Origin of the sequence: Mesorhizobium sp. M7D.F.Ca.US.005.01.1.1, assembly GCF_003952545.1 — a bacterium.
Lineage (GTDB): Bacteria > Pseudomonadota > Alphaproteobacteria > Rhizobiales > Rhizobiaceae > Mesorhizobium > Mesorhizobium loti.
In genome coordinates, this window is the sequence record NZ_CP034453.1 from 6136087 (window position 1) to 6149534 (window position 13448).

Below are 13448 nucleotides of genomic sequence, written 5' to 3' on the forward strand. Positions count from 1 at the left end.
CCACCTCTAGATCAGCCGATGACGGAGCGGACATGGTAGGCCTTCGCCGCTGTCGCCTCCGCCAGGCCGGCGCGGCCATTGGTGCGGCCGAGGCCGGAATTCTTGATGCCGCCCCAGGGCAGATGCAGGTCGGCGTGGTCGCAGCGGTTGAGATACACCGTGCCGGCCTCGACCTCGTCAAGCAGCGCCACGCCGCGATCGATATCCCGGGTCCAGATCGAGGCGCTGAGGCCGAAATCGCTGTCGTTCAACAGACGGATCGCCTCGTCATCGCTGCCGACGGACTGGATGCAGGCCACCGGCCCGAACAGCTCGTCGCGCATGATCTGCATGCTGTGGTCGACACCGACCAGCACTTCTGGCGCGACATAGGCGGCGCCGAGGCCAGAGGCCTTGAGCGTGCCGTCTCGCGGCATCAGGCGCCGGGCCCCTGCCCGCACCGCCTGCTCGGTGAGATCGCGGATCGTGTCGGCGGCACTCGCCCGCACCACCGGGCCAACCATCGGCTTCTCGTCAAAGGGATGTCCAATCGTCCATTTCGCCGTCTCGGCGACCAGCGCTTCGACGAAGCGGTCATGGATCGCCTTGTCGACATAGATGCGCTCGACCGAGCAGCAGGACTGGCCGGCATTGGAATAGGTGCCCTCGGCGATCTGCGGGATCGTTGCCTCGAGGTCGGCATCGGCGCGGACATAGGTCGGATCCTTGCCGCCGAGTTCGAGATGAACCTGCGTGAAGGTGCCAGCGGCGGCGGCATGGACGCGCCGGCCTCCATTGACCGAACCGATGAAATTCACCGCGTTGAAGGCGCCTGACGAGATCAAGCGCTCGGCATCGGCATGATCGAGATGCAAGCTCTGGAACACGCCCTCGGGGCCGCCGGCGGCACGGAAGGCCTCTTCCGCCAGTTCGGCAATCAGTGGCGTCTGCGGTGAATGCTTGAAGATCACCACATTACCGGCGGCGAGCGGCGCGGTCACAAGATAGCCGAGCATGGCGGTCGGATAGTTCCAGGCGCAGATCGACAGATGCAAGCCGCCCGCCACCGGCTTGGCATAGCGGCGGATGGTCTCATCCGAAGGATATGGCACATCGGCCAGCGCTTCCGGTGCGATGTCGGCAAGCAATTGTCCCACCAGCGCCAGGCGCGGCGTCTCGTCGGCCTGCCACAGCGGCCGGCCGATCTGCCACGCCACCATCTCGGCCAGCGGCATTGCCCGCGCCTTCATCTCCTCGCCGAAGCGCAGCAGGATCGCCAGCCTCTCGGCCAGCTTCGTCCGCCGCCAGGATGGCAGGGCTGCACGCGCCCGGGTCAGCGCTGCCTCGATGGTGGAACCGTCCGCATAAGAGCGCGTCGTATAGATCGAGTCGTCGACGGGAGAAGTCACGGAAAAGGTCCGCGCGCCGGAATGCAGGTTCATGCTGTTGAAATCCATCCGAGCTGAGGGGTCACTTTGGGTACGATATCGCGATTTTCCATTTTGGCAAATTTTTTCTAATACCGCTTGATGGATTTTTAGTCCGCCCCTATTGTCCTTTCGATCGGCATTTCGGCAGAAGCAGACGAGGGGTTCAGATGATCGCTTACGATTTCACCGGCAGGCATGCGGTCGTCGCCGGCGCAGGCGGCGGCATGGGCGAGGCGATCACGCTGGCGCTGCTCGATGCCGGCGCCTCCGTCACCGCCATCGACGTGAAGGCCCGGCCGGCCTCCCTCGCTTCTTACGACGACAGGCTCACCTTCGCGCAGGGCGACCTCACCGACGCCGCCTTTGTCGAACAGACGATCGGTACGGCGGGCCGCGAGCGCGGCGGCATCGACTATCTCGCCAATGTCGCCGGCGTGCTGTGGTTCGGTCGCGACAAGTCCGCCCTCGAGATGGATCTCGACGTCTGGGACGAGGTGTTCAGGATCAATTTGAAATCCTTCGTACACACGGCGCGCTCGGTCGTCCCGCATATGCGCTCGGGCGGACGCGGCGGCGCCATGGTGCATTTCTCGACCATCCAGTGGTATCGCGGCGACGCCAACCCGCAGGACGCCTATCAGGCATCCAAGGCCGGGGTCTGCGCACTCTCGAAATCGCTCGCCATGCAGCTGGCCGGTGAGCGCATCCGCTCCAACGCCATCTGCCCCGGCATGGCGCTAACCCCGTTGCAGGCGCGCTGGGACACCGAGGAGAAGCGCTCGGCCGTTGCGAGCTACGCGCCGCTCGGCCGCATCGGCACGCCGCAGGACATGGCTAACGCGGCCCTGTTCCTGCTTTCCGACGCGGCGAGTTACATCACCGGCATCGAACTCGCCGTCGACGGCGGCCTGCTGATGCGCATGTAGCCAGCACGCCCGCTGCCGGGCTGTGGCGGCACCGGCGCCAAGACCATAGCTGCGGTCATCGCCGCGGCACGCATGGTCGCAAAGCCTGCAACAGGGAGAATGAGACGGCATGACATGCCGGGTCTCTCAGCGATCACAATCTGTCAACTTTCCGTTCCTTGCCGTCTAACGGATTGGAACACCCCTATATGGAAATTGCGGGCCACGAACCGCCGGCGATGGCAAGGATCATCGCGACGCGACGGAGCGGACGGCCCGTGTCCGGAAAGCGATATCCATACCGCTTTTCCCGTTGAAGGGAGGCGCGACCATGCGCAATTTCACACCGAGGATCATAGCAATCGCATCGCTACTGGCGGCGGTGCCGCTATCGAGTGCTTACGCGGTACACCGCCACAGGGTCGAACCGCAGGGCATGTCTGTCGAGCCAAGAGCGGTCCTCGACCAGTTGCAGGGCGTGAAGCAGGGGATTATCGAGGCAAGGGATGCCAAGGCGATCACCCCTGAGCAGGAGCACGATCTGATGATGAGGGCCGACAGCATCCATCGCTCGGCCACGGGCGGCGGCGCGTACCAAGGTTTGCTCAGCCAGATCGAGAACCTGGATCAGCGACTGCAGGATGATTCAGGCGGCGGCTTCTACATCGGCGACGGTGCCGATGGCGGCTATTATCCAAACGGCTGACGCAGGCCGACAATGATCGCACGGCGCCTCCGGTGATTTTCGGGGGCGCCGGTTTTCCGACAGCATATAGAAGAAGGCAAAAACCTACTGAGCCGACGCGACAGCGGACGCGATGTCTCCTATGCTCTGGCCATAGCAATCAGTTAGCACGCTGCGCCATGAACCGGCCGCTATCGGACAGGCCTCTTCTCCAACTTTGGTACCCTCTGGACACGGCTGTGGAAGGCTGAAAAATGTGGAACGCAACTCCGCGTTTGGAGTTGAATCGGAACATGAGGAGGATGGCGCTGAATCTGGAAGACATTGCCGGCCATCCGGCCCTGCATCGCCATGTTCGGGCACAGTCGCTGGCGCTGATCCGTATCTATGAAGAGAGCCCGCGGCTGGCTTCCATTTTCGCCACGCAGCAGCGTTGGCTGATGGGCCATGTCGGCCTTGCCATGCATTTCAGGCGCGACCCGAACGACCGCCGCAAGGAGTTGACGGTATCGCGTTTCATCGAGTTCGTGCACCGGCACGCTGTGGCCAGCCGCAACACGGCGGACGCCTTCATCAAGGAGATGCTGCACTACCACATTGCCGAGTATGTGTCGGGCGGGGACGGCCGTACGCACCCCTTGCAGCCGACGGCGGCAACCGTGCAGACTTTTACCGGTTGGGTCCTTGCCCATCTGCAGACGCTGGACCATCTCGACGGCGCTGACCGCTTGGCCAGGTTCCTGGAACACCCCGAGATGGTTGCCAGGCTGCAGCCTCTGGTGGCGGACGGCCTGCTTGCCTCCAAGCCGGTGCGCGAGCCCAACCAGACATTCTCCCTGTTCATCTGGCTCAACAATGGCGGCATCGTCATGGACTGGCTGATGTCGGGCATCGACCCCGATCATGCCGGCCTGGAACAGATTCCAACGAGCGTGGTTTCGATCGGAGATTTCGCCAAATGGCTCAAGCTCTCGCGGACCCACCTGGCCCGCAAGCTGCGCGCCGCCGAGGAACTCGGCAGCATCGGCTGGCTCGGCCCGCGCGGCCATTCGGTGATGTGGGTGTCGAACACCTTCTATCAGGAGTACATGACCGTCCAGGCCGCCAAGCTGGCCATTGTCGATGCCGCCTTCAACGCCTGTTTTCCACCGGCCGCTGCCGGCGATTGACCGCCGCCGGGTCTGTTCGCCCCCCCGCGCGGGCGGTACGAAAACGTGATATGGTTTCCCACAGGTTTGCCGCTGCTTGCGCGGCACCTGTTCGGAGAGGAACCTGCATGAAGAAAGTCTATGAGAAGCCGACGCTGGACAAGCGCGAAAGACTGTCCAGCGTCACGGCGGTTTGCGCGCCGTCGACTTGCGCGACCTGATCGCCGGGCGATCAGACCTCCGGCCTCAGTCGATATCGAACGAGACGCCCTGGGCGAGCGGCAGCGCCTTGGAATAGTTCACCGTGTTGGTGGCGCGCCGCATATAGGCCTTCCACGCATCGGAGCCGCTCTCGCGGCCGCCGCCGGTTTCTTTTTCGCCGCCGAAGGCACCGCCGATCTCGGCGCCCGAGGTGCCGATGTTGACATTGGCAATGCCGCAGTCCGACCCGTCGACACCGAGGAAGCGCTCGGATTCCTGCAGGTCACGGGTGAATATCGATGACGACAGGCCGGCTCCCACCGCATTGTGCTCGTCGAGCACGGCGTCGAAATCCGAATATTTCATCACATAGAGGATCGGCGCGAAGGTCTCTTCCGTGACAGGGGCCACCTGCTTGGGCATTTCGACCAACGCTGGATGCACGTAATAGGCATCCGGGTGACCGTTCTCGACCCGTGTGCCGCCGGTCACCTTGCCGCCATGGGTGGCAGCTTCTTTTAATGCCTTCTGCATGGCGTCGAAGGCCGCCTTGTCGATCAGCGGCCCGACCAGCGAGGAGGTCTCCAGCGGATTGCCGACCGACACGCTTTCGTAAGCCTTCTTGAGACGTGGAACCAGGGCGTCATAGACGCTGTCATGCACGAACAGGCGGCGCAGCGTCGTGCAGCGCTGTCCCGCCGTACCCATGGCGCCGAAGGCGATGGCGCGCAGCGCCATGTCGAGATCGGCTGTCGGGCAGACGATGCCGGCATTGTTGCCGCCAAGCTCCAGCACGGCGCGCGCAAAGCGCTTGGCCAGGCGCGGGCCGACGTCGCGGCCCATGCGTGTCGAGCCGGTGGCCGAAACCAGCGGCACCTTGGGGTGATCGACCAGGATCTCGCCGACGGCGCGGTCGCCGATCAGCACCGGCGCCAGGCCTTGCGGTGCGTCCGCGCCGAAGCGCGTGACCGCACGCTTGAAGATCGCCTCGCAGGCAAGTGCGGTCAGCGGCGTCTTCTCCGAAGGCTTCCACACCACCGCGTCGCCGCAGACCAGCGCCAGCGCTGCGTTCCACGACCACACCGCGACCGGGAAGTTGAAGGCGGAAATGACGCCGACGACGCCGAGCGGATGCCAGGTTTCCATCATCCGGTGGCCGGGGCGCTCGGTGGCAATGGTCAGGCCGTACAATTGCCGGGAGAGGCCGACGGCGAAATCGCAGATGTCGATCATCTCCTGCACTTCGCCAAGCCCCTCGGACGGAATCTTGCCGACCTCGATCGAGACCAGCCGGCCAAGCTCGGCCTTGTGCGCACGCAGCTCCTCGCCGAGCAGCCGCACCAGCTCGCCACGTCTCGGTCCCGGCACCATCCGCCACGCCTGGAAGGCCTTGTGCGCGGCATCGATCACCTTGGCCGCGTCAGCCGGCGAGATCGTCTTCAGCGCCGCGATCTGCTCGCCCGTCACAGGGCTGCGCACGATCAGGTCGCCGCTGACAAGCGCCTCCTTGGCCACACCCAGATTAGCCAGAAGCTCGGCCGTTTCCTTCGCTATCGTCATTTTTGTCCCTTTCAGATCCCGTCGCCATTATTTGGCGCTGGGTTAAGCCTTCGCCGTGTCGCCCGCGTACCGAAAGGCACTTCAGGCACAGTCATGGCGTGGCATTACTCGTTTCAGGGGAAAATCGCCACCCCGGCATGGTCCAAGCCCAAGCTACACGATTGAGCCAGATGGGCAGATGACGCTCAGTTTGCCTTTTTCGCCGGCGCGTGCACGGCACCGTCCTTCATCAGCCGGTCGATATGCATGCGTATATGGGCCGCTTCCGCCGCCGTGTTGGCAAGCGCAATGGCGCGGTCGAAGGCGACGCGCGCCTCCTCGCCCCGGTCAAGCTGCATCAAAAGGCCACCCTTGAGGCCGAAGAAATGGAAATAGCCGGAAAGCCGGTCTTCCAGCGGCTCGATCATGGCGAGCGCCTCTGCCGGTCCACGCACCTTGGAGACCGCGACGGCCCGGTTGAGCGTGACCACCGGTGATGGCTGCATCTGCTCGAGCAAGCGGTAGAGCAGGTCGATCTCGTTCCAGTCGGTGTCCTCGGCCCTTTCGGCCCGCGCATGCAGCGCGGCAATAGCCGCCTGCACCTGATAGGGGCCGGGCTTGCGATGCCGCAGCGCTTTGTCGACCAGCGCCAGCCCCTCATCAATCATCTTGCGGCTCCACAGGCTACGATCCTGATCTTCGAGCAGTACGATCTCGCCGCTCTGGTCAAATCGAGCCGGTGCGCGCGCATGCTGCAGAAGCAGCAGTGCCGTCAGCCCCATGATCTCCGGCTCGGTCTGGAACAGCCGCAACAACAGCCGTGCCAGCCGGATCGCCTCTTCGCACAGCGGCGCGCGAGCCGGCGCCTCGCCGCTGTTGGTCGAATAGCCCTCGTTGAAGATCAGGTAGACCATGGCGGCGACAGCGGCGAGCCGCTCGGAGCGCTCGACGGCACCCGGAGTCTCGAACGGCACGCCGGCGTCCGCAATGCGCGCCTTGGCGCGGGTGATGCGCTGCTCCATGGCGCTTTCGCCGACCAGGAAGGCGCGTGCGATCTGCTTGACGGTGAGGCCCGAGACAATCCGCAGCGCCACCGCGATCTGCTGCGTTGCCGGCAGATCGGGATGGCAGCAGATGAACAGCAGCCGCAGAATGTCATCGCGGTAATGCGCCCCGTCCAGCCGCTCGGCGATATCGCTCTCAGCGTCTTCCAGGTCAGAAATCTGGTCTTCCTCCGGCATCGGCGCCTGCTTGGCGCGCTTGCGCACGGCATCGATGCCGCTGTTGCGGCCGACAAAGATCAGCCAGGCCGCGGGATCACGCGGCGGCCCGTTCTGCGGCCAGTTCTTGATGGCCCTGAGGCACGCATCCTGGAAAGCTTCCTCCGCCGTATCGAGATCGCGGAAATAACGCAGCAGCGCGCCCATCGCCTGCGGGCGGGCGGCGCTGATCGCCGAGCTGATCCAGGCGAGTTCGGTCATGCGGAAACCTTGGCGGGATTGAAGATCGAGACCGGCCGGATCTCGTAGGAGCCGCCGCTCGGATTGACCTCGGAAAGCTCGCGAGCGAACTCGACAGCCTCATCGAGATCGGCGCATTCGAGCGTGTAGAAGCCGAGGAATTGTTCTTTGGTCTCGGCAAACGGTCCGTCGATGACGACCGCTTCGCCCTTGACCTTCCTCAGGGTCGTCGCGGCGGTCGTCGGCAAAAGCCGCGCCACCGGGCCAAGCCGGCCGGCCTTGGCATATTTGTCCTGAACGTCGAGGAGATTGGCCATGACCTCGTCGTCCTGTGCCTTGCTCCAGGAGCAGACGACATCTTCGGAAGCATAGCAGAGGATTGCGTAGAGCATGGCTGGTCCTTTTCTCTGTCAAAGGACGAAACAGTAAGACCGATCCCGACACGACGTCGATAAAAAAATCCCGATGCGGCGGATTTGGCGACCGCCGGTCGCCACCAGTCAGCTTCCGCGCATCTTCAGCCATCGCAGCACGAGAGCTTCCTCGTCATCGAGACCATCGACGGAGCGCTTGCGCTTGTTGGCCTGCGCCATTTCGTCCAGCAATCGCCCCTCTGACCAGGCGTCGAAGACCTGCGGATGGATGTAGCATTTGCGGCAGACGGCACGCGTGTTGCCCAGCCGCTCGGCAACCTTGTCGATGACGCTGTTCATCAGCCGCTTTCGCTGCGCCTGGCTTTGCGGCAATTCCGTCTGTGCAAATAGCGAGGCTGCATGGATGGTGCCGCCCCAAGTGCGGAAATGCTTCGAACTGAACGCATCGCCGGTAGCATCGCGGATATAGCGGTTGACGTCCTCGGAGCGGACCGGCCGCCTGTCGCCGTCCTCATCGAGATACTGGAACAGCTTCTGGCCAGGCAGGTCCTGCGCGCCACGCACGATTCCAGCGATGCGGCGGTCGATCAGCTTCAGCTTCCACTCCTTGCCGGACTTGCCCTTGAAGGCAAACCGAAGGCTTGAGCCGACGATATCGACGTGGCGGTCGCGCAATGTGGTCAGCCCGAAACTCTTGTTGTCGCGAGCGTAGGCGGAATTGCCGACCCGGATCATCGTGTTGTCAAGCAGCCAGACGACCGCGGCGACGACACGCTCGAGCGGCAGGCCGCGACGGCGCAGATCGCTGTCGATCCTGCGCCGTAGATCCGGCAGGCTTTCGGCAAAGGTGACAAGGCTCGAATATTTGGCGCCGTCGCGTTCTTCGGCCCATTGGGGATGGTAGCGGTATTGCTTGCGTCCGCGCTGGTCCCTCCCGGTTGCCTGGATATGGCCGTCGGCGTCGGGCGAAATCCACACATCCGTCCAGGCCGGCGGAATGACGATCGCCTCGATGCGCGCCCTGGTGGCGCCTGGAACCGCCCGCCCGTCCGGACCCTTGTAGAAAAACCCCTTGCCCGTCTTTAGCCGCCGGATACCGGGCTCGGCATCGCTGACATAGGTGAGCGACGCATGATCGGCCGAGCTTTGCGCCTCGTTCTTCGGCGCGCCATTTTTCGGCCCAGCGTCTTCGTCAGCCGGCCGGCCGGGCGACAATCCGGATTTTTGCAGCATGTCAGCTCCACACAAATATCCGTAGATAAGCTGTTGGTAGATTGCTGGTTCCACACGCCGTCCGAAAAGCCTGTGGCGGCGAAGTAGTGTTGGTCCCGGGGGGCTGGCGCCTACAGAGCGCCTTGCAGCTGGATCGACTGCGCGGACAAACGCCGCCGCGCCGCAAGCTTGAACCTGTAGCGCAGGCAGCGCCAGGCTTCCGAGCGCCGCTTCGGCGCGGCCGCTGCCACCGCCAGGAAGCGTGCCGCGGTGTCCAGGTCGCCGCGCGCATAGTGGACCCGGGCGATCTTGAGGGCGACAAGCCCTTCCCTGGTCTTGAGCGCCGACATCGGGATGTTGCAGTCGGTAAGCGTGCGCAATTGTCGGCGCCAATCCAGGAAGCGCCGTACCGGGTTGATCGCAAAGCGATCGTCGGAACGCACCGGCGAAACCTCATAGACCATGACGGGTTGCGAAACCATGGCCAGCGATGCCTTGCTCATCAGCCGCGCCCAGAACAGCGTATCCTCGTCATAAGCCAATCCGACCGGGAATCTCGTCTCGCCGATCAGCGATCGGGATGCCAGGACGCTGCCCACGGCGACCGACCGTATGTCGCCTTTCACATAGGCCGAAGCGTTTGCCAGGCACGCAGCCCGATAGCCGTTTGGCACCTTGATCTGTCGATCCTGGCCGTTCACCCGTCGCCGGTAGGCGCCCACGATCATATCGGCTTTCGGCTGCTCCTCCGCCTTCCGGAGCAGCGAGCGCAATCCGCCTTGCAGATGCAGGTCGTCGGCATCGATCAGGTATACCCAGGGATGGGCCGCCTCCACCAGCGCCGCATTGCGGGCATCGCCGGCATCGCGGCAACTGGCCGGCAGCACACGCAACGGCAACGACAGTCTCGCCGCGGCCTCCTGCGCGACAGTTGCCGTGCCGTCGGTCGATGCATCGTCAACCAGCAGGATCTCGCCGATGATCTCGGCCTCGCTGCGAAGCGACGCCAGCGTCGCCGCGATGGTCGCCGCCGCGTTGCAGGCAGGAATGACGACGCTGATCGCTCTCAATACAAAAACCCCGCGCCACGCACTTAAGAATACAATTATCGTCCACTTCGAAACGAATGCAGATTAGCGGCCACATCGGTGTTTGAGAAGCAGTCTTGTCCATCCGGAGTTGCTGCGAAGAAACCGCTACGGGTGCGGCCTGCTTTCAGGCCTTTTCGAGCACGACCGGAATGACATCGACAGCTTGCTCGCCGACCTGTCCCCCAGTGGTCTTGAGCACGCCAACGATCGGCGCCACGTCCGAATAGTCGCGGCCGTAACCGACCGTGATGTGGTCATTGCTGGCCCGCATGCCGTTGGTCGGATCGAATTCCTGCCAGCCGGCATCGCGTCCGCACCAGACCTTGACCCAGGCATGCATGGCATCGGCGCCTTCCAGCCGGGGTTTGCCTTTCGGCGGGATGGTGCGCAGGAATCCGCTGACATAACCAGCCGGAATGCCGAGCCCGCGCAGGCCGGCGATCATGATGTGCGAAAAGTCCTGGCAGACGCCGCGCTTCAGCTTGAAGGCATCGCTGGCCCGGGTCCGCACCGTGGTTGCCTCGCCGTCATAGGTAAAATCGCGATGGATCCGATTGCACAGGTTCATGGCCGTGCTGGCGGCAGAGCCGGCTATGCTGTCCCGCGCGTAGGTGGTGATCGCACCATCGATACCGGCATGGGTGCTGGCCGTCAGGAAATGGTGCGGTGTATCAGGCGCCAGCGACCGCACCGCGGCGAGCTCCTGCCTGAGCCGGCCAATATCGGGCGACACGTCGAGCCCGGGCTCGGGCCGCGACACCGAGACGCGTGCGCTCATCCTTATGTCGAGCGCGTCATGAGCGTCGCGAAAGGCGATCGAGGTGACGTTGTTGCCGAAGAAATCGGAAAAGTCGGAACGCTCGCTGGGCGCCGGCGCAAAGGACAAGGATGCGGCGATGACACGCTGCACGCCCGATATCGTCGACGGCAGTACCCGCACTTGATGACGACCGCCGCCAGCAGCGGCAGCGTAGTCGTAGTGGAGATGAAGCCTGATATCGTAGAGCATGCGTTATCCGAAATAGGCTTTGGCAAGGCTGTTGTAGAGGCCGCCGATTTCGTAGGCGAGCTCGTCCAGCGCCTTTGCCGTCATATCCGAAGGCTCCTTGATGGCGATCTGGGTGTTGAGCTGCAGGATCTCTTTCGCCGCCGGCGACATGTGCCCCTCCCCGCCGAGCGGCGGCAACAGGCCGATCTCGGCCTTCAGCCTTTCGAGCTGGAACAGGATGGAGCGCGGATTGAGCGGGTCGAGCGCCAGGAGATCGATCACCGTGCGCCGGCCGGCCTGCACCGGATACTGCCGGCGGTGGGTCATCACGCTGTCGCCGATCTCCAGCATCATGTCGAGCGCCCCGTCCGGCGCCTTGGCGCTGGTCAGCCGCGACAGTGTGCGGGCGATCTGGATGCCGCGCTCCAGCCGGCGGCCGATCTCGAGGAAACGCCAGCCGGCGAAGCGGTACATGTTCTCGTGCAGCAGGCCGGAAAAGCCGGCAAGCTTGCGCAGAATGACCGTCATCGCCCGGGTCGCGTCGTCGCCAGGCGCCACCGTCGTTGCGAACTGATGGATGGTCTTCGACAGGTCCTTCAGCGCCAGCCAGCCATCGGGCGAGAAGCGGTCGCGGATCTGCCCGGCGCTGTAGACCGCACTGTCCAGCGTGCCGATCAATCCTGACGGGATCGCCGTCTCGACGTCGATGCCGAAAGGTTCGAGATAATCCCTGATGTCGGCGAGCAGCGGCATGTCCGGGTCGGAGGTCTCGGCCAGCCGCACATGGTAGGCGCGCAGGATGCGCACCGTGTCTTCGGAGCGCTCGATGTAACGGCCGAGCCAGGTCAGGTTTTCCGCCGCACGGCTGGGCAGGCTGCCGGGCCTAGTGCGGGTAAAGCTGTCGCCTTCTTGCGGTAACAGCGTCTCGCGCTCTACCGGTTTGTCGCTGACAACCCAGACATCCGCTGCCTGGCCGCCACGCTGCATGGCGATCGCCGTCGGGTCGAGCGACAGGCCGACGCGGGCAAAACCGCCCGGCATCACCGTCCAGCCGTCCGGCGTGCGCGCCAGATAGACGCGCAGGCTCGCCGGCCGCGGCTCCAGCCAGCCGCCGACATAGACGGGCGTCGTCGAAAGCGTCACCGCTTCCTGGCCGACGAAGTCGCCGCCATAGCGTTCGATGCGCGCCACCAGCTCCGCCCGCTCGCCGGCGGACAGCGCCGAGCCGAGCTTCGTCTGTTCGTCATCCTCGAAGGCAAGTCTCGTCGACAGCGCCGGCCCGATAACCATGCGATCGATATTGGCCAGCACATGCGCGCGTTCGGTTGCTTGCCCGCACCACCATGTCGCGACGCTTGGCAGCAGCAATTCCTCACCCCGCAAGGCACGTGAAATCTTGGGCAGGAAGGCGAGCAGCGCGCGCGTCTCCATCAGACCGGAGCCCAGCGCATTGACGGTCGCAACCGCGCCCTGGCGGATCGCTTCGACCAGGCCCGGCGTGCCGATCTGCGAATCCGGGCGCAGTTCGAGCGGGTCGGCGAAGGCGGCATCGAGCCGCCGCCACAACACGCTGATCGGCATCAGGCCGGAAACTGTGCGCACCATCAGCCGGCCGCCGGAAACGGTCAAATCCTCGCCTTCGAGCAGCATGATGCCGAGATAACGGGCGATGTAGGCATGTTCGTAATAGGTCTCGTTGAGCGGCCCCGGCGTCAGAATGGCGACGCGGCCATCGGTTTCCTTGGCCATGCCGATCAGCGCATCGCGAAAACGGCGGAAAAAGCCGGCAAGGCGATGCACATGCATCTCGCCATAGATATCGGACAGCGCACGTGTGGTGGCGACGCGGTTCTCCAGCGCAAAGCCGGCGCCGGACGGCGCCTGGGTGCGATCGCCCAGCACCCACCACTGGCCATCAGGCCCGCGGCCGAGCTCGAAGGCGCAGAAATGCAGGAAATGGCCGCCGGCCGGCCTGGTGCCAACGACGGGCCGCAAATATTCCGGACTGGCCGCGATCAATCCCGCCGGCAGGATACCTTTTTCGACCAGCCGGTTGGGTCCGTAGATATCGGCGATGGTTTCCTCGAACAACTCGGCGCGCTGCACGAGGCCGGCGCTGATCGCAGCCCACTCGCTCTCCTCGATGAGAACCGGGACATGCGCCAGCGGCCATTCGCGCTCATTGGCGCCGGCCTTGTCGTAGACGCGGTAGTAGACGCCGGCGTCGCGCAGATACTGGTCGGCGCGGGCGAAACGCTGGCCGAGTTTCTCAGGCCCCAGCTCGTCGAGCGCTTCGATGAAGTGCTTCCAGACCGGGCGGGGATTGCCTGACGCATCGACCATCTCGTCGACGACGCCGTCGATCGGCTGGTAGTGCTCCAGCAGGCTGTGGATCTGCGGCTTGCCGCGTACCCTCTTGTGATTCCCCTTTGCCAT

Annotated in this window: 11 protein-coding genes; 3 read left to right on the forward strand and 8 right to left on the reverse strand. The window is 64.3% G+C overall.

Annotated elements, in window-relative coordinates:
- Positions 1-11 precede the first annotated feature (11 nt).
- The gene (locus EJ076_RS29905; RefSeq protein WP_126070288.1) at positions 12-1421 is read right to left on the reverse strand and encodes an aldehyde dehydrogenase family protein; all 1410 of its coding nucleotides are present in this window, start codon (positions 1419-1421) and stop codon (positions 12-14) included.
- Positions 1422-1576: 155 nt separating this feature from the next.
- Here EJ076_RS29905 and EJ076_RS29910 point away from each other — a divergent pair, with 155 nt between their 5' ends.
- From EJ076_RS29910 to EJ076_RS29920, 3 genes are all read left to right on the forward strand, one after another.
- Complete coding sequence (locus tag EJ076_RS29910; RefSeq protein WP_109659473.1) at positions 1577-2335, forward strand: SDR family oxidoreductase; 759 nt, start codon at positions 1577-1579, stop codon at positions 2333-2335.
- A gap of 310 nt (positions 2336-2645) precedes the next feature.
- Positions 2646-3020: a hypothetical protein gene (locus EJ076_RS29915; protein WP_109659471.1), complete on the forward strand. Its 375-nt coding sequence runs from the start codon at positions 2646-2648 to the stop codon at positions 3018-3020.
- A gap of 281 nt (positions 3021-3301) precedes the next feature.
- Positions 3302-4168, forward strand: a complete 867-nt coding sequence (locus EJ076_RS29920; protein ID WP_164548768.1) for a hypothetical protein — start codon at positions 3302-3304, stop codon at positions 4166-4168.
- Positions 4169-4393: 225 nt separating this feature from the next.
- On the opposite strand, the gene EJ076_RS29925 is transcribed toward EJ076_RS29920, so the two are convergent.
- The 7 genes from EJ076_RS29925 to EJ076_RS29955 form a co-directional block, all read right to left on the reverse strand.
- Positions 4394-5908 (reverse strand): aldehyde dehydrogenase family protein, encoded by a 1515-nt coding sequence (locus EJ076_RS29925; protein ID WP_109659467.1) that lies wholly within the window; start codon positions 5906-5908, stop codon positions 4394-4396.
- Positions 5909-6093: 185 nt separating this feature from the next.
- Positions 6094-7368 (reverse strand): RNA polymerase sigma factor, encoded by a 1275-nt coding sequence (locus EJ076_RS29930; RefSeq protein WP_109659465.1) that lies wholly within the window; start codon positions 7366-7368, stop codon positions 6094-6096.
- Positions 7365-7739, reverse strand: a complete 375-nt coding sequence (locus EJ076_RS29935; RefSeq protein WP_109659463.1) for a YciI family protein — start codon at positions 7737-7739, stop codon at positions 7365-7367. The genes EJ076_RS29930 and EJ076_RS29935 overlap by 4 nt, the downstream gene beginning before the upstream one ends.
- A 108-nt stretch (positions 7740-7847) precedes the next feature.
- Positions 7848-8954 (reverse strand): DNA topoisomerase IB, encoded by a 1107-nt coding sequence (locus EJ076_RS29940; RefSeq protein WP_126070290.1) that lies wholly within the window; start codon positions 8952-8954, stop codon positions 7848-7850.
- 110 nt (positions 8955-9064) lie between these two features.
- Entirely contained in the window at positions 9065-10003 is a 939-nt protein-coding gene (locus tag EJ076_RS29945; protein ID WP_126070291.1) for a glycosyltransferase family A protein, read from the reverse strand.
- Between the two features lie 145 nt (positions 10004-10148).
- Positions 10149-11033, reverse strand: a complete 885-nt coding sequence (locus EJ076_RS29950) for a transglutaminase family protein (protein WP_126070292.1) — start codon at positions 11031-11033, stop codon at positions 10149-10151.
- Between the two features lie 3 nt (positions 11034-11036).
- A complete protein-coding gene (locus tag EJ076_RS29955; RefSeq protein WP_126070293.1) occupies positions 11037-13448 on the reverse strand; it encodes a circularly permuted type 2 ATP-grasp protein in 2412 nt (803 codons plus the stop codon).

Bases quoted from the DNA above. Each gene is read 5' to 3' on its own strand.
- EJ076_RS29905 (WP_126070288.1), bottom strand. From the start codon at position 1,421: ATGAACCTGCATTCCGGCGCGCGGACCTTTTCCGTGACTTCTCCCGTC.
- EJ076_RS29910 (WP_109659473.1), top strand. From the start codon at position 1,577: ATGATCGCTTACGATTTCACCGGCAGGCATGCGGTCGTCGCCGGCGCA.
- EJ076_RS29915 (WP_109659471.1), top strand. From the start codon at position 2,646: ATGCGCAATTTCACACCGAGGATCATAGCAATCGCATCGCTACTGGCG.
- EJ076_RS29920 (WP_164548768.1), top strand. From the start codon at position 3,302: ATGGCGCTGAATCTGGAAGACATTGCCGGCCATCCGGCCCTGCATCGC.
- EJ076_RS29925 (WP_109659467.1), bottom strand. From the start codon at position 5,908: ATGACGATAGCGAAGGAAACGGCCGAGCTTCTGGCTAATCTGGGTGTG.
- EJ076_RS29930 (WP_109659465.1), bottom strand. From the start codon at position 7,368: ATGACCGAACTCGCCTGGATCAGCTCGGCGATCAGCGCCGCCCGCCCG.
- EJ076_RS29935 (WP_109659463.1), bottom strand. From the start codon at position 7,739: ATGCTCTACGCAATCCTCTGCTATGCTTCCGAAGATGTCGTCTGCTCC.
- EJ076_RS29940 (WP_126070290.1), bottom strand. From the start codon at position 8,954: ATGCTGCAAAAATCCGGATTGTCGCCCGGCCGGCCGGCTGACGAAGAC.
- EJ076_RS29950 (WP_126070292.1), bottom strand. From the start codon at position 11,033: ATGCTCTACGATATCAGGCTTCATCTCCACTACGACTACGCTGCCGCT.
- EJ076_RS29955 (WP_126070293.1), bottom strand. From the start codon at position 13,448: ATGGCAAAGGGGAATCACAAGAGGGTACGCGGCAAGCCGCAGATCCAC.